This window comes from Deltaproteobacteria bacterium (assembly GCA_016235345.1).
GTDB lineage: Bacteria > Desulfobacterota > Desulfobacteria > Desulfobacterales > Desulfatibacillaceae > JACRLG01.
In genome coordinates this window covers 1-22,538 of sequence record JACRLG010000003.1, presented here as the reverse complement: position 1 = coordinate 22,538, position 22,538 = coordinate 1, and the positions used below count along the sequence as shown (strand labels likewise).

General features: G+C 58.6%; 21 protein-coding genes. 20 read left to right on the top strand and 1 reads right to left on the bottom strand.

Features of this window, described 5'->3' with window-relative positions:
- Positions 1-136: 136 nt before the first annotated feature.
- The gene (locus HZB23_02520; protein MBI5843527.1) at positions 137-562 is read left to right on the top strand and encodes a response regulator; all 426 of its coding nucleotides are present in this window, start codon (positions 137-139) and stop codon (positions 560-562) included.
- 25 nt (positions 563-587) lie between these two features.
- On the opposite strand, the gene pyrF is transcribed toward HZB23_02520, so the two are convergent.
- Positions 588-1,310 carry an orotidine-5'-phosphate decarboxylase gene (gene pyrF, locus HZB23_02515; protein ID MBI5843526.1) on the bottom strand — a complete coding sequence of 241 codons (723 nt, stop codon included), beginning with the start codon at positions 1,308-1,310 and terminating at the stop codon, positions 588-590.
- A 282-nt stretch (positions 1,311-1,592) separates the two neighbouring features.
- On the opposite strand from pyrF, the gene HZB23_02510 reads away from it, so the two are divergent.
- The 19 genes from HZB23_02510 to HZB23_02420 all read left to right on the top strand — a co-directional run.
- Positions 1,593-2,228 carry a lysophospholipid acyltransferase family protein gene (locus tag HZB23_02510; protein MBI5843525.1) on the top strand — a complete coding sequence of 212 codons (636 nt, stop codon included), beginning with the start codon at positions 1,593-1,595 and terminating at the stop codon, positions 2,226-2,228.
- Positions 2,229-2,723: 495 nt separating this feature from the next.
- Complete coding sequence (locus HZB23_02505; GenBank protein ID MBI5843524.1) at positions 2,724-3,227, top strand: cytochrome c3 family protein; 504 nt, start codon at positions 2,724-2,726, stop codon at positions 3,225-3,227.
- Positions 3,224-4,507 carry a hypothetical protein gene (locus HZB23_02500; protein MBI5843523.1) on the top strand — a complete coding sequence of 428 codons (1,284 nt, stop codon included), beginning with the start codon at positions 3,224-3,226 and terminating at the stop codon, positions 4,505-4,507. Before HZB23_02505 ends, HZB23_02500 begins: the two co-directional genes overlap by 4 nt.
- 2 nt (positions 4,508-4,509) lie before the next feature.
- Positions 4,510-5,481, top strand: coding sequence for an RnfABCDGE type electron transport complex subunit D (locus tag HZB23_02495; GenBank protein ID MBI5843522.1), 972 nt, complete (start codon positions 4,510-4,512; stop codon positions 5,479-5,481).
- Positions 5,474-6,079, top strand: a complete 606-nt coding sequence (locus HZB23_02490; GenBank protein MBI5843521.1) for an FMN-binding protein — start codon at positions 5,474-5,476, stop codon at positions 6,077-6,079. Before HZB23_02495 ends, HZB23_02490 begins: the two co-directional genes overlap by 8 nt.
- Before the next feature lie 10 nt (positions 6,080-6,089).
- Positions 6,090-6,701: an electron transport complex subunit E gene (locus tag HZB23_02485; protein ID MBI5843520.1), complete on the top strand. Its 612-nt coding sequence runs from the start codon at positions 6,090-6,092 to the stop codon at positions 6,699-6,701.
- 10 nt (positions 6,702-6,711) lie between these two features.
- Entirely contained in the window at positions 6,712-7,287 is a 576-nt protein-coding gene (gene rsxA / locus HZB23_02480) for an electron transport complex subunit RsxA (GenBank protein MBI5843519.1), read from the top strand.
- 259 nt (positions 7,288-7,546) lie between these two features.
- Positions 7,547-8,383 carry a sulfide/dihydroorotate dehydrogenase-like FAD/NAD-binding protein gene (locus HZB23_02475; GenBank protein MBI5843518.1) on the top strand — a complete coding sequence of 279 codons (837 nt, stop codon included), beginning with the start codon at positions 7,547-7,549 and terminating at the stop codon, positions 8,381-8,383.
- A 222-nt stretch (positions 8,384-8,605) separates the two neighbouring features.
- Positions 8,606-10,009 (top strand): NADPH-dependent glutamate synthase, encoded by a 1,404-nt coding sequence (gene gltA, locus HZB23_02470; GenBank protein ID MBI5843517.1) that lies wholly within the window; start codon positions 8,606-8,608, stop codon positions 10,007-10,009.
- A 305-nt stretch (positions 10,010-10,314) separates the two neighbouring features.
- Positions 10,315-11,097: an imidazole glycerol phosphate synthase subunit HisF gene (hisF, locus tag HZB23_02465; GenBank protein MBI5843516.1), complete on the top strand. Its 783-nt coding sequence runs from the start codon at positions 10,315-10,317 to the stop codon at positions 11,095-11,097.
- A gap of 180 nt (positions 11,098-11,277) precedes the next feature.
- On the top strand, positions 11,278-12,687 hold the full coding sequence (locus tag HZB23_02460; GenBank protein MBI5843515.1) for a nucleotide sugar dehydrogenase: 1,410 nt from the start codon (positions 11,278-11,280) through the stop codon (positions 12,685-12,687).
- Positions 12,687-13,694, top strand: a complete 1,008-nt coding sequence (locus HZB23_02455) for an NAD-dependent epimerase (protein MBI5843514.1) — start codon at positions 12,687-12,689, stop codon at positions 13,692-13,694. The genes HZB23_02460 and HZB23_02455 overlap by 1 nt, the downstream gene beginning before the upstream one ends.
- A gap of 47 nt (positions 13,695-13,741) precedes the next feature.
- A complete protein-coding gene (locus tag HZB23_02450) occupies positions 13,742-15,412 on the top strand; it encodes a GDP-mannose dehydrogenase (GenBank protein ID MBI5843513.1) in 1,671 nt (556 codons plus the stop codon).
- Between the two features lie 384 nt (positions 15,413-15,796).
- Complete coding sequence (gmd, locus tag HZB23_02445; GenBank protein ID MBI5843512.1) at positions 15,797-16,960, top strand: GDP-mannose 4,6-dehydratase; 1,164 nt, start codon at positions 15,797-15,799, stop codon at positions 16,958-16,960.
- 214 nt (positions 16,961-17,174) lie between these two features.
- Positions 17,175-18,170: a GHMP kinase gene (locus HZB23_02440; GenBank protein ID MBI5843511.1), complete on the top strand. Its 996-nt coding sequence runs from the start codon at positions 17,175-17,177 to the stop codon at positions 18,168-18,170.
- Between the two features lie 462 nt (positions 18,171-18,632).
- Complete coding sequence (locus HZB23_02435; GenBank protein MBI5843510.1) at positions 18,633-19,805, top strand: aspartate aminotransferase family protein; 1,173 nt, start codon at positions 18,633-18,635, stop codon at positions 19,803-19,805.
- Positions 19,806-19,899: 94 nt separating this feature from the next.
- Positions 19,900-20,913, top strand: coding sequence for an ornithine carbamoyltransferase (argF, locus tag HZB23_02430; GenBank protein ID MBI5843509.1), 1,014 nt, complete (start codon positions 19,900-19,902; stop codon positions 20,911-20,913).
- Positions 20,914-21,140: 227 nt separating this feature from the next.
- The gene (locus HZB23_02425; GenBank protein MBI5843508.1) at positions 21,141-22,346 is read left to right on the top strand and encodes an argininosuccinate synthase; all 1,206 of its coding nucleotides are present in this window, start codon (positions 21,141-21,143) and stop codon (positions 22,344-22,346) included.
- Positions 22,347-22,409: 63 nt separating this feature from the next.
- A partial coding sequence (locus HZB23_02420) for an electron transfer flavoprotein subunit beta (protein ID MBI5843507.1) occupies positions 22,410-22,538 on the top strand: 129 nt, incomplete at its 3' end.

The window sequence follows — 22,538 nt, the reverse complement described above, 5'->3', positions numbered from 1 at the left end:
TCCCTCCGTAGGGGCGACCGGCGGTCGCCCCTACGGATTCCTGATATTACTCTTTTGAATGCAACTTGGTATGAGCCCGGTAAAGGGACTCTGATCCTGAAAAAAAACAGCCAAGAGGCCGGGAAACGCGATTCATATGGAGACTGAAAACAAGACCGATACGGACGGTTCGCCGCCTTCGCCCATCAAGGTGCTTCTGATCGACGACGAAGTGGCTTACGTGAACATCCTGGCAAAGAGGCTCGCAAAGCGGGGATTTTACGTAAAGGTGGCCTACAGCGGGAGCCAGGGCATACTCACGCTCAGGGAGGAGGATTTCAACGTCGCAATAGTGGATCTTAAAATGGAGGACATGGACGGAATAGAAGTCCTAAAGGTTTTCAAGAAAATGCTTCCCGGCATCGCCCTCATAATTCTGACCGGCCACGGCTCGGAGCAGGCCGCGATGGACGGCATAAGATTCGGGGCCTTCGACTACCTGATCAAGCCCTGCGAGCTGGATGACCTCATCAACCGGGTCATGGACGCCTACAAGGCGTCCAAAAATTTCACCGCCCTTTGACGGCGCCGCAGGCTCGCCCCCCTGGTCAGCCCTTGGCGAGAAGACCCCTTCTTATCTCCTCCTGCATGGATTCCACGACATTAAGCGGGTCCTTCGCGCGGCTTATGGGCCTGCCCACCACTATGTGATCGGCCCCGCTGACAATGGCCCGTTCGGCGGTCACTATCCTTCTCTGATCGTCCACCGAGGCTTGGGCGTCGGCTTGGGGCCGGATTCCGGGGGTGACCATCAGAAAGTCATCGCCCAGGTTTTCCCTTAATGCCCGCGCCTCCATGCCTGAGCAGACCACGCCGTCGCAGCCGTTTTCAATCGAGCTTTTGGCCCGCCTCATCACCATGTCGGAGACGCTTCCGGTCAGGCCCATTTCCTTCATGTCCCCTTCGTCGAAACTGGTGAGCACCGTCACCGCCAGAATCTTCATGTCGCCTTTTGCCGACGCCGCAGCCTCCACGATGGGCCTGTTGCCGTGAACCGTGGCGAAGGTGATGTTCCGCTTGCTAAGCTCCGCAACAGCCAGCTTCACGGTCTCCGGGATGTCGAAGAATTTCAGGTCGCACATAACCTTGAGATCGCGGGCCAGTATCATGTCTATGACCGTAAACCAGCTCGCCATGAAAAGCTGGAGCCCCACCTTGAAAAACCGCACTCGTGATTCAAGCCGTTTGACCCACATTTCCGCCTCGGAAACGGAATCCATGTCCAGGGCGAAAATGATGCGTTCCTCGATCGGTATGTTTTTTCCGGACAAGGCTCTATCCCTCCTTTTGAATGTTGCAGTTCCATAACCGCAAAAAGGGGCCGGATTCAAGGGCAATGTCACCGCCGGGCAAATTTCCGCAGCGGGCGTTTCAGGTCCGGCCTTAGGGAAAATCCCTCAATCGACCCGGCTTTCTCCCCGCAAATTGTAAAAGGATTGTCACGGCCCCTGAAAGATGGGCGATTTCAGGGTGTTCGTGCTAAATATATGCGTCAGTTGATCGTATGATAGGGTTCCACCGGGCCTGGCACTCAAAAATTCAAAGGCGGATCGATGCAATACACCATTTTCGACACCCCCGTGGTCAGGACATTTTTCCACTACTTCTCCCGCCTCTGGTTCTTCGCCGCAGGGTGGAAAACCCAGGGCAACCCGCCTGACGAGCCAAAATACGTCCTCATCGCGGCCCCTCATACCTCCAACTGGGACTTCGTCTATACCCTGCTCATCGCCTTTACGTACAAAATCAAGGTGTTCTGGATGGGCAAGTCGAGCCTTTTCGCGGGCTGGCGGGGCCCGGTGATGCGCTGGCTTGGCGGAATCGCCGTTGTCCGGGAAAAATCCACAAACATGGTGGAGCGCCAGATAGCCGAATTCGAAAAGCATGACAGGCTAATCCTGATAGTTCCGCCCGAAGGCACACGGGGCCATGTGACCTACTGGAAAACCGGCTTCTACCACATAGCCCACGGAGCGAATGTTCCCATCGGCATGGGGTTCATCGATTTCGGGCGCAAAACCGGCGGGTTCGGGCCGGCCTTCACCCCCACGGGCGACATAGAAAAGGACATGGCGGAGGTGAAGCTCTTCTACGCCGGAATCAAAGGCAAGCGGGCCGACCTCTTCTCAAAGGAAAGCATAGGGGTGAAAACCGAGGACGACGGCGGATCAGGCAAAAAGGCCGCTTAAGCCCCGTTTGTTCAGGTTGTGCAATTATCTTCCGCATTCTCCGAAATGCCGGGGCTGCATGAGGCCCCGGCAGACCCTCCGCCCAACCGCTTACCAGACATCCGGGCCAACGCCGTTAGCACCGCGTGAAAAAACACCTTTTTCCCGACAGAGGTTTCAGGTTCATGCGCCAGACGATTTTTTTTCACTGACGATATCAATTATTTCAGCATATTATATTTTTGATTCAAAACACGGTTTACTGTTTGAGGACTTTTGAAATAGAAAATTCGGTTGAAACATCCCCCCCCTTGTGTTAGGGCTTGTTCGTTTAAACACAGTGCTGGCTGGCAGGTTTGGAAGCACTTTGCCTAACCATGGGGCATGATTCAAGATATGAAAGATTCACCCCGGCGCAAAATCGCTTTTGCGCTACTGCTTGGCTCCCTTGTTACAGGTATAGCCGCGTTGGCTGCTTTTCCGGCTCCGAAACCTGGAACGCCAGTTCGGCTTTTCATGAAATCCAACGGCGGAACTGTCCTTTTTTCCCACAAGGACCATGCCGCCCTCAAATCCTACGGTCCGGCCACTTGCGACCAGTGCCATCACACGGGCTCGCTGGACACCCGGACTGTCTCCTCCTGCGCCGACTGCCACGACGCCGACGACCCCGCCTACGCAAAAGACCTTTTCGTCCACAAGGCCCATATAACGGATTATGGCCAGACCTGTGACGGCTGCCATCAGAACGCCATGCCGAAAGGCAGGGAGATTCGTGGCTGCCGTGGCTGCCACAAGGCCGATTCCGACGTTTATGGACCCAAGAGCATGGACGCCTTCCACGGCCAGTGCATCCGCTGCCACGAGGAAAAGGCCAAGGGACCCACCGCCTGCGACCGCTGCCATTTCCAGGAGGGCAAAAGGCCGTCCGTTCCCGAACAGCACAAGCCTGCCGGATCAAAGAGCGGGAAATCCGGCGAACAGGCATCTGTCCTTGAAGGCCGGGGGGGGATGTCATGAAAAAAGGCATTCTCGCGCCTTACAAGAGGCCCTTTTTCGGGATCAGGGCGCCAAAAATCATAAACGCCGTTCTCCCGGATATTTCCGCAGGACCGGCGGAGGAAACCGCCGCGCCGAAAACGGCGGTGCTGGATGTCGCCCACCCCTACGACGGCGCAAGGCTTCTCATAGGTCCTGGCGAATCCGTTATGAGGGGCCAGCCGGTCTTCCCCTATGAAGGAGCCGGTTTCACCGCCACGGTCTGCGGGTCCGTGAGTTCCGTCGAACCCGCCGTAAACGCCCAGGGTCGCCCCGTGACCCGCGTCGCGCTTCTCGCAGGAAGCCCTGAGGAATGGGACCAGGGCCCCGGCAGGGAACCCGGAGTCGATGCCTGCAAAACCTGGCTCAACACCATTCCTGGCGGCCTCGACCTTGGAGCCCTTACCACGGCCATGCACCCGGTTCACACCCTGGTGGTCCTGGCCCTGGACTTCGACCCCATGTCCACTGCGGTCCAGCAGGTTTCCATCCAAAGGTCCAAAGACGTGGTGGCCGGAATAGCCGCCTTAAAGGAAATCACCGGGGCCGGGAAGATAGAGGCGGCGGCCTTTTCCTCCACTTCTAAAGTTGCCTCGTCATGGGACCTGCCCGTCAAGGTTGTTTCCCGGAGCTATCCAGCCTGCCTTCCCCATTTCATCTGCCGCAACCATTACGGAGTGACCGTCGGCGCGGGCGCGACCCCGCTTCGCCACGGGTTCGCCTTCGTGAGCGCCGAGGCTCTCGCGGCTGTGGGCGCCTTTCTCCGCACCGGCAGGGTCAAGGGCGAAAAGGTGGTTACCCTGGTTTCCAAGGATCTCACCGAAAAAAGCGTCAACTTCAAGGTTCGCATCGGCGCACCCATAAGGGACGTTTTGGAAGCCGGGCGGGTGGTGGTGGCCGAATCCGACCGGGTCATAATGGGAGGCCCCTTCACGGGCTACGCCGCCGCAGACCTTTCCGAGCCGGTGACGCCTAGGACATCCTCCATCATGGTGCAGGACGCCGACGGGCTGGCCGGGGTAAGCGATTCGGCCTGCTTCAACTGCGGTGAGTGCGTGCGCATCTGCCCTGCGAAAATGCCGGTCAACATGCTCATCCGTTACCTGGACAACGGCCTGTGGGACGATGCGGCCCGCCGCTACGACCTTCTTTCATGCGTGGAATGCGGGTTGTGCTCCTTCGTGTGCCCGGCCCTTATTCCGGTTTTCCAGCACATCATGCTGGGCAAACTCCAGTACGAAAACTCGCTGGAAAAGGATTGAACATGGCAGGCGAACCGAAACTCACCGTATCACACGCCCCGTTCTGGCACGACGGCACAAGCCTTGCCTCCCGGAGCGGCCACGCCATGCTGGCCCTGTCACCCGCCGCCGTGCTGGGCGTCATGCGTTTTGGGGGAAGGGCCGTGGGCGTTATCGGCCTTTCCGTGGCCTGCTGCATGATTTTCGAGCTTCTGATGAACAAGGCAACCAGAAGGCCCCTTTCCATAACCGACGGAACTGCGGCCCTTTCCGGGCTTGTCATGGCGCTTCTGATACCGGTCTCCACGCCCTGGTGGGCGGTGGTCACTGCGGCCTTCTGCGCCATGGTGCTTGGAAAGCACATCTGGGGCGGGCTTGGCGGCAACCCCTTCAATCCGGTGCTTGTGGCGCTCGCCATAGTGGCCCTGTCGTGGAAGGACATCTTCAACTTCGACTCGGCACTGGCCTCCTACAGCTTCTCTTTTCCCGGAGCCGATCCCCTTGCCGCCCTCAAGCACTTCGGAAGCGGGGCTGTTTCCGACCTCGATCTCTGGGGCCTTTTCCTTGGCCGACAGGCCGGGGGCATCGGCGCGGTGTCGGGCCTTGCTCTCTGCATCGGCGGGCTGTACCTGATTCTCAAGGGAATCATCCGCTGGGAGATCAGCATAAGCTTTCTTGCCGGAGTCCTCATCACGGCCTGGCTCTTTTCCCTTTTCGGCAACCCCGCCCTCAATGCCTCTCCGCTCTTCCATCTCGTGACCGGCTACACCCTCATGGGGGCCTTTTTTCTGGCCACCGAGGAGTCATCATCGCCGGTCAATTTCATCCCCATGATTATTTACGGCCTTTGTGCGGGATTCATGGTGGTTTTGATCCGGTCCATCGGCATCTACGACGACGGCGTGGTTTACGCCCTTCTTCTCATGAACGTGGTCCATCCGCTCCTGGACAAAATCGGACCCAAGGCCCTGGGGAGGATAGGCGACCATGCGTAATCTGATAAAAATGGTAGTCGTGATGACCATCCTCTCGGCCCTTTCCGGAGGGCTTCTGGCAGGTGTTCGCGGAGCGGTGAGGGAGCGCATCAAGGGCCAGGAACTCGCCTTTCTCAAAGGCCCGGCCATCAAGGAATTGATGAAGGGCGCACAGGGCGACCCGGTTGAGAGCCGCTTCACCCTTAAAGGCAAGGACACCGAAACCGTTGTCTTTGTGGGTGTTTTCGACGGAAAGCCGACAGCCGTGGCCCTGGAGGCTTCCGGCAAGGGTTACGGAAAGACGCCTGTTTCGGTTCTGACCGCTATAAACCTTGCCGATGACACCATAAGGGGAGTCGCGGTAACCACCCATTCGGAAACCCCCGGACTTGGGGCGCGGGCCAAGACCGATCCTTCCTTCGCCAAGGGCTTTGCGGGTCTTTCGGCCCTGGAACCGGTCAAGGTGAAGGCCGAAGGCGGAAAGATCGACGCCCTTTCGGGAGCGACGATCACGTCAAAGGGCGTGTGCATGGCCGTTACAAGGGCTTGCGAGCTTTACCGCAGCCAAAAGGCCGAAATCGTGAAACAGGCTGAATCAGCCGCAAAAGGCAAGGCATAGGAGTTGTGTAATGGCGAAAACCTTAGTGCAGGAATTCACCAAGGGCCTCTGGAAAGAGGTTCCGCCTTTCCGGCTGGTGCTGGGCATCTGCGCGGCCCTGGGCGTTTCCAAGTCGGTGGCCGACGGGGTGGGAATGGGAATCGCCACCACCTTTGTCCTTGTCTGCGGAAACGTGCTTGTTTCCCTCATACGAAAAATCATCCCGGATGAAATAAGAATCGCCTGCTTCATCGTGGTCATAGCCACCTTCGTGACCATAGTGGAGCTTGTGATGCAGGCCTACGCCTATCCCCTGTTCCTGAGTCTGGGCGTTTTCATACCCCTTATCGTCGTCAACTGCATTCTTCTGGGGCGCGCCGAGGCTTTCGCCTACAAGCAGCCGGTCTTGCCCTCCCTCATGGACGGGCTTGGAATCGGCATCGGCTACACCATCGCCCTTGGAGCCCTGTCCTCGGTAAGGGAAATCCTGGGAGCGGGCACCTTCTCGGTGCCCTTCGGCCCAAAGCTGGTGATTCTTTCCACCGACTGGTTTGAGCCTTTCGCATTCGTTCTCACGGCTCCGGGCGCATTTCTCTGCCTGGGTCTGATGCTGGCTTTGATGAATCTTGCACCGAGCAAGTGAGGCTGCACCAATGATGGACTATCTGGTTTTCATAGTAAGCTGCGTACTGGTCAACAACATCCTGCTGGCCCAGTTTCTGGGAAACTGCCCCTTTCTTGGCACGTCAAAAAAAATGGACACCGCCGTCGGCATGAGCGCGGCGGTTGTCTTTGTTCTGGTGCTGGCCGGGGCGGTCACCTGGATTGTTCAAAAATACGTCCTGGTGCCCCTTAATCTCGAATACCTTCGCACCATAGCCTTCATCCTGGTGATCGCGGGCCTTGTCCAGTTCGTGGAAATGTTCCTGAAAAAGAACATTCCCGCCCTCTACGCCGGACTTGGGATATATCTTCCGCTCATCACCACAAACTGTGCGGTTTTGGGCGTCTGCATCATTAATATTGACGAAAACTACGGTTTCGTGAAGAGTCTCGCTTCCAGCTTCGCCTACCCGGTGGGCTTCGGACTTGCCCTGATACTCTTTGCGGGCCTCCGGGAGCGGATTCTTCTTGCCAGGGTGCCGAAACCCTTGCAGGATGTTTCCTTAGGCCTTATAACGGCGGGGATGATTGCCCTCTCATTCGGCGCCTTCAAGGGCATGGCATAACAGGCTTTCTAAAAACGCGATCCGCTGTGTTGCGCTTCGCCTCCCGGCTCGGTTACGTACAAAAGCGTACGCTCCCTCGCCGCTCGGAAGCATAGCCTTGCGGCTCATCGTTTTTAGAAAGCCTGTTGGGCTTGAGTTTTATTGGGATGATGAGCCACTTGCTTAAAAAGCTGTGAGGGCGGCTTTAGAGTCACAGAAGAATCAAGGCGGGATATTTCCTGCACGTAGAACATAAACTCCAAGGAGGAACCATAAACCGATGTATAAGATCCTTTCCAAACGAGAGTTGGCCCAGGGCACCGTGGTGGAAAACGTCATTTCCGCGCCCCGGATAGCCAAAAAGGCCAAGCCCGGCCAGTTCGTGATTCTAAGGGTGAACGAGACCGGCGAACGCATCCCCCTAACCATGGCGGACACCGACCCGGAAAAGGGCACCATCACCCTCATCTATCAGGTCGTGGGCAAGACCACCGCCCTCATGAAGACCCTGAACGTGGGCGACGGCTACCAGGACATCGCGGGGCCATTGGGCAAACCCACCCACATCGAAAAAGTCGGAACCGTGGTGTGCATAGGCGGCGGAACCGGCATCGCGGTTCTCCACCCCATCACCCGCGCCCTGAAACAGGCTGGAAACAAGGTTTACGGCATCTGCGGAGCCCGCACCAAGGACCTTCTTATAATGGAAGACGCCATGGCGGCCGCATCCACCGAGTGCACACTTTGCACCGACGATGGCTCCTGCGGCTACCACGGCTTCGGAACCGACCTTTTGAAGCAGATCCTCGACCGCGAAAAGGTTGACCTGGTTGTCGGCATCGGCCCGGTTCCCATGATGAAGTTCGTGTGCTCGGTAACCTTGCCCTATAACGTCAGAACCCTGGTGAGCTTGAACGCCATCATGGTGGACGGAACAGGCATGTGCGGCTGCTGCCGGGCCACGGTGGGCGGCAAAACCGCCTTCGCCTGCGTGGACGGCCCTGAATTCGACGGCCACCAGGTGGATTTCGACGAGCTTACCAAGCGCCTGCGCGGTTATGCGGACATGGAACGGCAGTCCATGGAGCTCTTTGAACACAAATGCTCCTGCAAGTGAGGCGAACGGAAAACGCGAACTGCTGTGTTGCACTTCAAAACCCATTTCGGTCACGTACAGAAGAGTACGCTCCCTCATGGCTTTTTCGTGCGCCTTGCAGCTCATCGTTTTCACCTCGCTTCACCAGCGGCTCCAAAGGACTTGGGAAAGATTTCCCGAAATTGGTAATCAAACCGCTTCGTGACAAACGCGGCGCACGAATAATTACAGGAGACTCTTACAATGGCTGAAGAAAAAGCTAAGGTGCCCCGGCAGAAAATGCCAGAACAGGACCCGGCTGTCCGCAGGAGAAACTTCAAGGAAGTGCCCCTGGGCTACTCCCCGGAAACCGCCAAGCTGGAAGCCTCCCGCTGCATCCAGTGCAAGACGCCCGGATGCTCCAAGGGCTGCCCGGTGGGCATCGACATTCCAGGCTTTGTCAAGGAAATCGCCGTCGGAAATTTCGAGGCGGGCATAGCCAAGCTGAAGGAGCAGAACGCCCTTCCCGCAGTGTGCGGCAGGGTCTGCCCCCAGGAAAGCCAGTGCGAAGGCAACTGCATCCTTGGCAAAAAGGGCGAGCCCGTGGCAATTGGCCGCCTTGAGCGCTTCATCGCCGACTGGGAGCGCACCGAGGGCAAGATGAAGCTGGCCACCCTGCCCGCCCCCTCCGGCAAGAAGGTTGCAGTGGTCGGCTCCGGCCCGTCCGGCCTCACCGTGGCGGGCGACCTGTGCCTAAAGGGCCACGACGTTACGGTTTTCGAGGCCTTTCACAAGCCGGGCGGCGTGCTCCTTTACGGAATCCCCGAATTCCGGCTTCCCAAGGACATCCTCTTCTCCGAAATCAACGGACTTGAACGCCTTGGCGTGAAGTTCGAGGTCAACGCCGTCGTGGGCAAGGTGGTATCCCTGGAAGAGCTTTTCGAGGAAGGCTTCGACGCCATCTACGTGGCGGTCGGCGCTGGCCTGCCGTACTTTTTGGGCGTGCCGGGCGAGAACTTGATCGGCGTATATTCCGCCAACGAGTACCTCACCCGGTCCAACCTCATGAAGGCTTACCTCTTCCCGGAATACGACACCCCTCTGGTTCGCGGCAAGAACGTCATTGTGGTTGGCGCAGGCAACGTGGCCATGGATTCGGCCCGCACGGCAATGCGCATGGGCGCGGATACCGTGAAGATCGTCTATCGCCGCAGCCGCGAGGAAATGCCCGCCCGCGCCGAGGAGATCCACCACGCCGAGGAAGAAGGCATCGAACTGTTCCTTCTCACCAACCCGGTGCGCTTCCTTGGGGACGCGGACGGACGCCTCACCACGGTGGAATGCCAGAAGATGGAACTTGGCGAGGCCGACGCATCAGGCCGCCGCCGCCCTGTGCCCATCGAAGGGGCCTTCTTTACGATGCCCACCGATCTTGCGGTCATCTCGGTCGGCGCAGGAGCCAACCCGCTTCTTACCGGTTCCACCCCGGCCCTTTCGCTTAACAAACGCGGTTACATCGTGGCCCAGCCGGAAACCGGCAAGACCACCATGAAGGGCGTGTGGGCGGGCGGCGACATCGTGACCGGAATGGCCACGGTCATCCAGGCCATGGGCGCGGGAAAACAAGCCGCAGCGTCCATGCACGACTACCTCACCATCGGCTGGTGACAGACAGACCGTCCAAAAACGCGAACTGCTGTGTCAGGCGTCGCGGGCGGCGTGCTCACGTGCAAAAGCACGCTCCGCCGCCGCCCGCTTGCCTTCCTTGCATTTCATCGTTTTTGACCGGTCTGCCCTAATTGCTTCATATTGTAAAGAATGGCGCGGAAGGGCTATGTACGAAAAGTACGCTCCCTCCCGCGCCGTTCGCGTTCCTTGCCTACGGCCTTTGATCGCGGCCTTGAGGTTCTGAGGGAAAAAGATGGTTGGGTGGTACTGCATCTGCCCCTAATTAAAAATTAAGGAAAACCGGTATGTTGGCCAAGCGCGTCATAGTCTGCCTGGATGTTAGGGACGGGAAGACCACCAAGGGGATCAAGTTCGTGGGGAACGTGGACATCGGCGACCCGGTGGAAATGGCGCGCAAGTACTATGAGGACGGAGCCGACGAAATAGTGTTCTACGACATCACGGCCTCCCATGAAAAACGCGGGATCATGCTGGACGTGGTGCGAAGGGTGGCCGAAACGATTTTCATCCCATTTTCCGTGGGCGGTGGCATATCGAGCGTGAGCGACATGCGGGACGTTTTGCTGGCCGGGGCGGAAAAGATTTCCGTGAACTCCGCTGCGGTGAAAAATCCGTCCATCATATCGGAGGGCGCGAAAGCCTTCGGCAACCAGTGCGTGGTCCTTGGCATGGACGTGAAAAAGGTTGAAAAAAGCGAAAAGATTCCGTCCGGCTACGAGATCGTGATAGCGGGCGGCAGGATTTCAATGGGTATCGACGCCCTGTGGTGGGCGCAGGAGGCCGAACGCCTTGGGGCTGGCGAAATATGCCTCAATTCCATTGACGCCGACGGCACCAAGGAGGGCTACGAGCTTGTCCTCACCCGGCTTATCAGCGAAAACGTGAACATCCCGGTCATCGCCTCCGGCGGCGGCGGAACGCCGGAACACCTTGGCGACGTACTCACCGAAGGAAAAGCCGACGCCGCGCTCATCGCATCAATGGTGCACTACGGTTTGTACGGCATTGACGAAATCAAGGCCCACCTTGAGTCCCGCGACATACCCACACGAAGGGTCCTTTGCTGAAGTGATCATAAAGCCCTCATTGTTTCCTGGTCCGGCCCCGACAAATGATTGTTAAAGTTCCTTAACGGGCCGTTTTTCTGCAAAATCCGATTGCACCGGGCAAATCCTAATGTTATGGCCGTATCCGGGGAAATGATTCCAACGGATGCGGCCATTATTTTTTTCGGAGGGACAAACGCGATGGCGGACGGCGCGTTTATCAAGAAAATCCTGTGCATAGGCGCGGGCTACGTGGGCGGGCCCACAATGGCCGTGCTTGCCGACAAGTGCCCGGACGTCTCGGTCACGGTGGTTGACATCAACCCGGACCGCATAAAAGCCTGGAACTCGGAAGAGCTTCCCATCTACGAGCCGGGGCTTTCTGACGTGGTGAAAAGGGCCAGAGGCAGAAACCTCTTTTTCTCCACCGACATCGACGATGGAATAAGGGCCGCCGACATCATCTTCGTTTCCGTGAACACACCCACCAAGACCTTCGGCGCGGGCGCTGGCATGGCGGCGGACCTCCAGTACTGGGAAAAAACCGCCCGCCGGATTCTCTCTGTGGCCAAGCCGCCCAAGATCATCGTGGAAAAAAGCACCGTGCCGGTCCGCACGGCCCAGGCAATGGAGCAGATTTTGAACCGGCCCCCGGTGGACGGCGGATTCCAGGTCCTCTCCAATCCCGAATTTCTGGCCGAAGGCTCGGCCGTAAGCGATCTTCTGAACCCCGACCGGGTGCTCATCGGCTCCCAGCTAACTCCCGAAGGCGTTGCCGCAGCCGACGAGTTGGCAGCACTCTACGCGAGATGGGTTCCGAGGGAGAAAATCCTCACCTGCGACGTGTGGTCCAGCGAGCTTTCGAAGCTCGTGGCCAACGCCTTTCTGGCCCAGCGCATAAGCTCGGTGAACGCGGTTTCGGCCCTGTGCGAAAAAACCGGGGCGGACGTTACAAGGGTGGCCGCCGCTGTGGGCATGGACGGGCGCATCGGAGACAGATTTTTGAGGGCGGGCGTGGGCTTCGGCGGCTCCTGCTTCAAAAAGGACATCTTGAACCTCGTCTATCTGTGCCGCTCCTACGGATTAAGCGAGGCCGCCGACTACTGGGAGCAGGTGGTGAAAATCAACGAGTACCAGAAGGACCGCTTTGCCGGAAAAATTCTTGCGGCCCTTTTCAATACCCTGGCGGGGAAAAAGGTCTGCCTTTTCGGTTTCGCCTTCAAGGCCGACACCGGCGACACCCGCGACAGCCCGGCCATAAGCCTGGTAAGAAGGCTCGTGGAGGAGCCCACCGAAGCCGTGGTGACAGACCCCCAGGCCCTGGAAAACGCCAGAATCGACCTTGCGGACCTTGGAAACGCCGTTAAATACGTGGAAGACCCCTGCGAGGCGGCCAAAGGCGCTCACGCCATGGCGGTGGTCACGGACTGGCGGATTTATGCGGAACTCGATTATGAAACGATCTACAAGAGCATGGAAAAACCGGCTTTTGTCTTCGACGGTCGCAACATTCTTGACCACGACCGGCTTTATGAAATAGGATTCAATGTTTTTCCCGTCGGAAAACCGGCGATGACCCATCTTACGTGGGGAACTGATTGGGCGGAATAATGAAGACACTGGTTACCGGGGCTGCGGGCTTCATCGGCTATCACCTTAGCGAAAGGCTTTGCGCCAAAGGCGATGAAGTGGTGGGCCTGGACAATCTTAACGACTATTACGACCCGTTGCTGAAAGAGGCTCGCCTTAAAAGGCTTGCGAATCATAAAAATTTCAGGTTCATAAAGGCCGACATGTCCGACCGGGACGCGATGGCCGACCTGTTTGCGCGGGAAAAATTCGACAGGGCGGCCAACCTCGCGGCCCAGGCCGGGGTGCGCTATTCCCTCAAAAACCCCCACGCCTACGTGGACGCCAACCTCACGGGCTTCGTGAACGTCTTGGAGGGGTGCAGGCATTCGGGGGTGAAGCACCTTGTGTTCGCCTCAAGCTCGTCGGTCTACGGCATGAACACCAACCGGCCCTTTTCGGTGCATCACAACGTGGACCACCCGGTAAGCCTCTACGCGGCCACCAAGAAGGCCAACGAGCTTCTGGCCCACTCATACGCCCACCTGTACCGGCTTCCGGTTACCGGGCTGCGTTTTTTCACGGTTTACGGACCCTGGGGAAGGCCGGACATGGCCCTTTTCCTTTTCACCAGGGCCATTTTGGAGGGACGCCCCATCGAGGTCTTCAACGAAGGCCGCATGGAGCGCGACTTCACCTACATAGACGACATCGTGGAAGGCGTGGTGCGGGTTCTGGACCGGGTTCCGGCCCCGGACCCAGCCTGGACAGGCGATGCCCCTGATTCGGCGTCCAGTTCGGCCCCATACAGGCTTTACAACATCGGCAACAACAATCCTGTAAGCCTTCTCGATTTCATAGAGGTGATCGAAAAGGCCCTTGGGAAAAAGGCCGAGAAAAAAATGATGCCCATGCAGCCCGGAGACGTGGCCGCCACCTGCGCGGACATAGACGATCTCGCGGCTGACGTTGGTTTTTCCCCCGCCACCCCCCTTGAAGACGGGGTCGGCAGATTCATCGAATGGTACCGGAGCTACTACGGCAACTGACCGCCTAAAACGACTTGAATACATCGAACAAGTTCACGGAGGAGACAATGTCCCATCACGACGAAGAAAAAAAACCCCTTGCCGTTTCCGTATGCCCTGCCGGAGAGGTTTTTCCGCTTCCCCGGGCCGAAGAGTACGACAGGGAAAATGAACGGCTGGCCAAGCTCGTGGCCGAACAGAGGGCTCTTGGCCGCGAGATAGTGGTGGTGATGGGCGTGGGCTTTGTGGGCGCGGTCATGGCCGGGGTGGTGGCCGATTCCACCGACAAGGTCACCGGCAAGCCCGGAAAGTTCGTGCTTGGAATGCAGAGGCCGTCCACGCGGAGCTACTGGAAGATTCATTATCTCAATCGCGGCCAGGCCCCGGTGGACGCCGAGGACCCGGAAGTTGCGCCCCTGATAGCCCGGTGCGTGAAAGAGAAAAAGACCCTTGCGGCCACCTTCAGCTACGAGGCCCTTTCCCACGCGGATGTTGTTGTGGTGGATGTCCAGTGCGACTACCTGAAGGAGAGCCTTGGGAACGTGCGTAACGGCAAGGCCGACATCGCGGCCCTGGAAGCCTCGCTGGCGGTGATCGGCGAGCGCATCAAGCCCGACTGCATGGTTCTCATCGAAACCACGGTTCCCCCCGGAACCACCGAGCACGTGGCCTATCCCATCATCAAGAAGGCCTTTGAAAGGCGCGGGATGCCGGACGCCCTGCCCCTTCTGGCCCACTCCTTCGAGCGGGTCATGCCGGGCAGGAACTACGTAAGCTCCATCCGCGACTTCTGGCGGGTGTGCTCCGGCGTAAACCCCACGGCCCGCGAGCGCGTGGTTAAGTTCCTTTCGGAAGTCCTTAACGTGGACAAGTTTCCCCTCACGGTGCTGGACCGGCCCCTTGAAAGCGAAACCACCAAGATCGTGGAAAACTCCTACAGAGCCACCATCCTGGCCTTCCTTCACGAGTGGAGCCTTTTCGCCGAAAGAAACGGCGTGGACCTCATAAAGGTGATAGACGCCATAAAGGTGCGGCCCACCCACTCCAACATAATTTTCCCCGGCCCCGGCATAGGCGGTTACTGCCTGCCCAAGGACGGCGGACTTGGCGTGTGGAGCTACCACACACTTTTAGGCTTTGAGGATGAAATCTTCAAGATCACACCCATGGCCATAGACATCAACGACACCCGCGCCCTTCACGCGGCCCGGCTCGTGCGCGACGGCCTTCGCAACATGGGAAAGATCGTCTCCGCCGCCCAGTGCGTGCTATTGGGGGCCTCCTACCGGGAGGATGTGGGCGACACCCGCTATTCGGGCTCTGAAATCATAGTCAGGAAGCTCATCGAAATGGGCGGAGAGGTGGTTATCCACGACCCCTACGTAAAGCACTGGTGGGAGCTTGAAAAGCAGGAGACCTACCCTGCCCCCGGCCATTCCTGGTCCCGTTTTTTCCGCAACCAGGAATCGGTTTCCGACACCGTTGTGGAAAAGGACCTGGAAAAGGCCCTGAAAGGCGCGGACGCCGTGATTTTTGCCGTCAGGCACCAGGAGTACATGGCCTTATCCCCCGACGAGGTCATAAGGATGACGGGCCGCCCGGTGGCTGTGCTGGACTGCTTCGGCGTTCTGGACGACGCCAAGATACGCCGCTATTTCGAGCTTGGGTGCGAAGTCAAAGGGATGGGGCGCGGACATGTCAAACGCATCAAAGATGAAGTAGCGGCCAAGCCCGTCTAAAAACGCGAACTGCTGTGTCAGGCATCGCCGAAAAGTCGGTCACGTACGAAAAGAGTACGCTCCCTCCTTTTCGGCTCGCCTTCCTTGCATTTCATCGTTTTTATCCAGGCTTGGCGTGCAGATCATTGTAGGGAAATGCAGGCCGGGTGGTTTAAGTCCGAAAAACAGGTTCACCCGACATCGCTTGCATTTCATCGTTTTCGAAAAGCCTTGGCTGGTAGCAGATTTTGGAATAAGAACCGTAGGTTGGGTGGTTCTGTGCGGAGCACAGGTTCACCCAACATTGTATAACATCTCAGGTTGGGTGGTCACCGGAGGAAAAGCCGGTGATCGCCCGGCCTTTAGTTGTTATGTTCGGGTGGATTACTGTGCCTGGGGGGGGAAATGGCTCGGAAAAAGGCTTTGATAACGGGCGTTACCGGGCAGGACGGAAGCTATCTTGCCGAATTTCTGCTGGAAAAGGGCTACGAGGTGCATGGACTCAAGCGCCGCAGCTCCCTTTTCAACACGGCAAGGGTGGACCACCTGTACCAGGACCCCCACGAGCCGGAGCGGGCCTTCATCGTCCATTACGCCGACCTTACCGACGCCGGAAACGTGATACGCCTCGTGGGGGCGATAAGGCCCGACGAGATTTACAACCTGGGAGCCCAGAGCCACGTGAAGGTGGCTTTCGATATGCCCGAATACACCGCAAACGTTGACGCCCTGGGTACCCTTCGGATGCTGGAGGCCGTGCGGATATGCGGCCTGGAAAAATCCGTGCGCTTCTACCAGGCCTCCACCAGCGAGCTTTACGGCGACGCGGCGGAAACGCCCCAGAACGAGGCCACGCCCTTCCGACCAAGGAGCCCCTACGCCTGCGCCAAGCTCTACGCCTTCTGGATAACCGCCAACTACCGGGACGCCTACGGCATGTTTGCGGCCAACGGCATCCTTTTCAACCACGAGTCCCCAAGAAGGGGCGAGACCTTCGTGACGAGGAAGATCACCCGGGCCGTGGCCAGAATCCTCCTGGGACTTACGCCCCGGCTCTACCTGGGAAACCTCTCGGCCAAAAGGGACTGGGGGCACGCAAGGGATTTCGTGGAGGCCCAGTGGCTGGTGCTCCAGGCGGAAAAGCCGGAGGATTTCGTCATCGCCACCGGAGAGCAGCACTCGGTGCGGGAATTCTGCCAAAGGGCCTTCCGGGAGGTGGGGATCGAAATCCAGTGGCGGGGCGAGGGGGCAAACGAGGAAGGCGTGGCGGTGTCGTTTTCCCCTACAGCCATAGCCCTTGAGGCCATGCGCCACATGCCCCTTGCGGAAATAGCCGAAGGTGACGTATTGATATCGGTCGACCCGGCCTATTTCCGGCCCACCGACGTGGAGTCGCTTCTGGGCGACGCATCCAAGGCGCGGGAAAAACTCGGCTGGAAGCCCAAGGTCGGCTTTGACACGCTTGTGGGCGAGATGGTGGCGGTTGACCTGGACGAAGCCGTGAGGGAGGCCATCTGCCGTCATCACGGGTATCCTCTCCCATCCGGCTTCGAAGCCCAGGGGGCGTGAAAGCGCGATCTGCTGTGTTGCGCATCGCCTCGCGGGTCGGTCACGTACAAAAGCGTACGCTCGCTCCCCACTCGCTTGCGCGCCTTGCATCTCATCACTTTCACGCCCCCTGGACGGGGTGGCGATGAGCGGGAGAGAAAAAGCAGGGCGCAATTGATGAAATGACGGGCCTGGTTCAGCCAGCAGTTTCCAGGGCTCACAAGGAATTGTTGTCATGATAATCGTACGCACGCCGTTAAGGCTCAGTTTCGTGGGGGGGGGATCGGACATCCCGGCGTTCTACAAGCGCTCGGAAGGCCGGGTGGTCTCCTGCGCCATGGACAAGTACGTCTACGTCATAGTGAAATCGCGCTTTGACGACAAAATCTACATCAACTACTCCCAGAAGGAGTGCGTTGACCGGGTGAGCGAAATCCGGCACGACCTGGTGCGCGAGGCCATGCTCATCACGGGGGTCGAAAGCGGCGTGGAGATCACCACCCTTGCGGACGTGCCCTCGGAGGGAAGCGGCCTGGGAAGCTCAAGCTCCATAACCGTGGCCCTTCTGCACGCCCTTTTTACGTACAAAAACAAGCTGGTTACGGCTGAAGACCTTGCAAGGATGGCCTGCGACATAGAAATCTCCCGCGCCCAAAAACCCATCGGACGCCAGGACCAGTACGCGGCGGCCTACGGGGGCGTAAACGAGTTCGTGTTCCACGAAGATGACTCGGTGACAAGGCTTCCGGTTTCCGTTTCCGATTCGGTTTTCAGGCGCTTTTCGTCGAGCCTTCTGCTTTATTTCACGGGCATCACCAGAAAGGCCGACGTGATACTTTCCGAGCAGAGCAAAAACGCCGAAGACGCCGACAAGTTCGATTTTCAGCGGCGCATGGCCGAACTCGTGGGGCCTTTCCGAGCGGCGCTCGAAACCGGCGACATCGCCGAATGCGGCAGGCTCCTGGACGAGAACTGGCGCATGAAGCAGCAGATGGCGAAAGGCATTTCCAACGAAAAAATCGAGGCCATGTACGGGGCCGCCAAAAACGCGGGCGCCCTGGGCGGAAAGGTGGCTGGAGCGGGCGGCGGGGGCTTTCTGATGCTCCTCGTCCCCCGGGAGCGACAGGCGGCGGTGTTCTCCGCAATGCAGGAGTTCCGGGAGCTGCCCTTCATGCTGGAAAGAAGCGGCAGCAAGGTTATATTCGAGGACCGTACGTACTCTTTTAAGTGAGGTGAAGGGCGCGGAAAGCGCGACCTGCTGTGTCAGGCAAAGCATTGCGGGGCGTCGCGTACCTGGGGTACGCGTCCTTCCCGCCCTGCTTCCCCTTCCTTGCATCTCATCGCTTCCGCACCCTTCACCGGGTGGCGGAGGCTATTACGGGGAGCATGTTTAGTCCCGATTGGGAGAGAGAACCTTCGTCACCCCGGCGTAGGCCGGGGTCCAGAAAGCTTTTGCAGCCTAAAAAAACCTGGATTCCGGCTTTCGCCGGAATGACGGACTCAACCAACCGCCATCATGAAAAAATGGAACTATACAATGCTCCGAGTAATATAAGTGTGGGAATCTGACTCTAAAAAAAGGTATCGGTCGTCGAAGAAACAAGGCGTTATGATTTTTTCGGAAAGAAAGGAAGGGCGGGGGCGAACGCCCCAAGGCCCTTGAAAATAGATCATGAGCGAGATCAACAAGACGATGGAGGAGGCCGGGAAGGTCCTGGCCGACACCTATTTCCGGCAGCCCGTGGTTTTCGTAAAGGGCGACGGGATGACCCTTTGGGACGATACGGGCAAAAGCTACCTGGATTTCGTGGCCGGGGTGGCTGTCTGCATTCTGGGCCACAGCCATCCTGCGGTGGCCGAGGCTCTCAATCGGCAGGCCAGGGAGCTGGTGCACGTCTCGAACCTTTTCTTCACCGAGCCCCAGGTGAAGCTCGCCCGGTGGCTCACGGACCGGTCCTTTGCGGACAGGGCCTTTTTCTGCAACTCAGGGGCCGAGGCCAACGAGGCCGCCATCAAGCTTACCCGCATTTACCAGAAATCAATCGGTCAAACCGACAGGTACCGGATCATCACGGCGCAAAAGTCCTTCCACGGCAGGACCCTCACCACCCTTTCCGCCACGGGCCAGGAAAAAATCCACAAGGGTTTCGAGCCGTTGGTGGACGGATTCGATTACGTGCCGTATAATGACCTTTCCGCTGCGGAAGGGGCCGTTGGCCCGAAAACCGCAGGAATCATGATGGAGCCGGTCCAGGGCGAGGGCGGGGTCGTGGTGCCCGATAAAGGCTATCTTGCGGGCCTTCGGGAGATCTGCGACCGGCGCGGGCTTTTGCTCATTTACGACGAGGTCCAGACAGGCATGGGCCGCACGGGCCCCCTATTCGGCTACATGCGCGAAAACGTTCCGCCCGACATCATGACCCTGGCCAAGGGCCTTGGAAACGGGCTTCCGGTGGGGGCGATGCTGGCCACCGAAAAGGCGATGGCGGCCTTCACCCCCGGCACCCACGCCTCCACCTTCGGTGGAACTCCCTTGGTCTGCGCGGCGGCGCTCGCCGTGTGCAAGACCCTGGAAAAAGAAGGCGTGCTGGAAAAGGCGCAAATGGTCTCCGCCTATTTCATCGAACGCTTGAAGGCCCTCGCGGAAAAGCACGATGTGGCCGACGAGGTAAGGGGCCGGGGGCTCCTTCTGGGCCTGAAGCTCAAAAAGGACGCAGGCGCTCTGGTCGGGGCCATGAGGGAGAAGGGGTATCTGGTCAACTGCACCCAGGGCGACGTGTTGCGGTTCATCCCGCCCCTTATCGTTCAAAAGGAGCACGTGGACCTTATGATTGAGACGCTGGACGGGCTTTTGGCGGAATTTTGATCAATAAGAACATCGGTAACCTGATGTAGGTTGGGTGTTTTCCGGCCTTTAGGCCGGGGTTCACCCAACAATCGGCTCGCCGGGTTGGAAAAAAATGTTGGGTGAACCCTCGCCTTCCGGCTCGGAACCACCCAACCTACATGCTTTTCGATCAACGACATTTACGGGACTTAATGCATTGAAAACAGACATCACCACCTTATGGGACTTGTCCCGCCAGCAGATGGAAGAGCTTTTCGCCGACGCAATCGACTTAAAGGAGCGGCAGAAGCGGGGAATACTGGATCAACCCTTGCGGGGAAGGACGGCGGGGCTTCTTTTCGACAAGCCCTCCACCCGAACCAGGGTATCCTTCGAGGCCGCCATGAACCAGCTTGGCGGGCTTCCCATGTTCATCAACGCCAAGGACACCCAGATCAACCGCGACGAACCCATCGCCGACACGGCAAGGGTCCTGTCCCGCTACCTGGACGTTTTGGTCATCCGCACCTTTTCCCAGGACCTTCTTACGGAATTTGCGGACAACGCGGACATCCCCATCATAAACGCGCTGACCGACCTCTACCACCCCTGCCAGATTCTTTCGGACATCCAGACGGTGATAGAGGAAAAGGGCGGAATAGAAAACCTGGAAAATCTCCGCATCGCCTGGGTGGGGGACGGCAACAACGTGGCCCACTCGTGGATCGAGGCTGCCGGAATCCTTGGACTTGAACTGGTGCTTGCCTGCCCGAAGGGCTATCATCCGTCTGACCGCGTTCTTTCGCGGGCCGTGAAGGAGGGCCACGGGCGCATAAGCGTGGGGGAGGACCCAAGGGAGTCGGCCAAAAACGCCGACGTCATCTACACCGACGTTTGGGCCAGCATGGGCCAGGAGTCCGAGAGCCGGGCGCGGAAAAAGCTCTTCTCCGGTTTCTCCGTGGATGAGAACCTGGTGGCCCTTGCCAAAGAGGACGTCATCGTCATGCACTGCCTTCCGGCCCACAGGGGCGAGGAGATTTCCCACGAGGTGATGGAAGGCCCGCGCTCGGTGGTCTGGGACCAGGCCGAGAACAAGCTGCACATGCATAAGGCGGTCCTCAACGCGGTGATAACCAAATGGCGATGACAGGCTGCCTGAAAACGCGAATCGCTGTGTCACGCTTCAAAGCCAATTCCGCCACGTACTAAAGTACGCTTGCTCATTGGCTTATCGCGTTCCTTGCGCTTCATCGTTTTCAATCAGCCTGTCCGGTCGAGGTTTTTTGGCAGGTTTTTAATGAATGCAGGCAGGGTGGGTGGATCCGTGCTGTTGCTTCGGCCCACCCGATACGTCGTATTAAAGGAGTATTCATCGTGGCGAAAAAAATTGAGAAAATCGTTCTGGCTTATTCCGGGGGCCTGGACACCTCGGTCATTTTGAAGTGGCTGGCCGAAACCTACCAGTGCCAGGTGGTGGCCTTCTGCGCCGACATCGGCCAGGGAGACGAGCTTGACCCGGTGCGCAAAAAGGCGGTGGACACCGGAGCCAGCGCGGTTTACGTGGAGGACCTTAGGGAGTCCTTTGTTCGGGACTTCGTCTTCCCGGCCTTCCGGGCCAACGCGATATATGAAGGCCAGTATCTTCTTGGCACCTCGCTGGCCCGGCCCATCATAGCCAAGGCCCAGATGGAGGTGGCTAAAAGGGAGAACGCCGACGCCGTGAGCCACGGGGCCACCGGCAAGGGGAACGACCAGGTGCGCTTCGAGCTCACCTATCTGGCCATTGATCCCAACATAAGGATCGTGGCCCCCTGGCGCGAGTGGGACCTGAATTCCCGCACCAAGCTCATGGATTACGCCGAAAAGCACGGCATCCCGGTCCCCACCACCAAGAAAAAGCCCTACAGCTCGGATCGCAACCTCCTTCACATCAGCTTCGAGGGCGGAATCCTGGAAGACCCCTGGCGCGCGCCTGACGATGACATGTTCATACTTACGGTCTCGCCCGAAAAGGCCCCGGACAAGGCGGAAGAAATCCTGGTGGCCTTTGAATCCGGCAACCCGGTGGCGGTGAACGGCGAACGCCTTTCCCCGGCGAACCTCCTTGCGCGCCTCAACGAGCTTGGCGGCAGGCACGGCGTGGGCCGGGTGGACCTTGTGGAAAACCGCTACGTGGGCATGAAAAGCCGGGGCGTTTACGAGACCCCGGGCGGAACCATCCTTCGGGCGGCCCACATGGCCATGGAGTCCATCACCCTCGACCGCGAAGTGGCCCATCTGCGCGACTCCCTGATTCCGCGCTACGCGGAGCTGGTCTACTACGGGTTCTGGTTCTCGCCGGAAATGGAGCTTCTCCAAAAAATGGTGGACGACACCCAGAAAAACGTGACGGGCGAGGTTCGCCTCAAGCTCTACAAAGGAAACGTGACGGTTCTGGGCCGCCGCTCCGAAAAGAGCCTCTACCGTACGGATTTCGTCACCTTCGAGGAGGACGACGTTTACAAGCAGGCCGACGCCACGGGCTTCATACGCTTGAACGCCCTGCGGCTGCGCATACGGGCCATGATGGAAAAGGGATAGCCGCCCGGAAGGCGATAAAGCATTCCGGGAATCAAAACAATAAGCCTTTTGGGGAGACACAACATGGAAATTCTGGTTTGCGTGAAGCGCGTTCCCGACACCGCAGAGAACGAGATTGCGGTGAACAAGGACGGAAGCGACATCGTGCGCGACGATCTGGTCTACTCCGTCAACGAGTGGGACAACTACGCG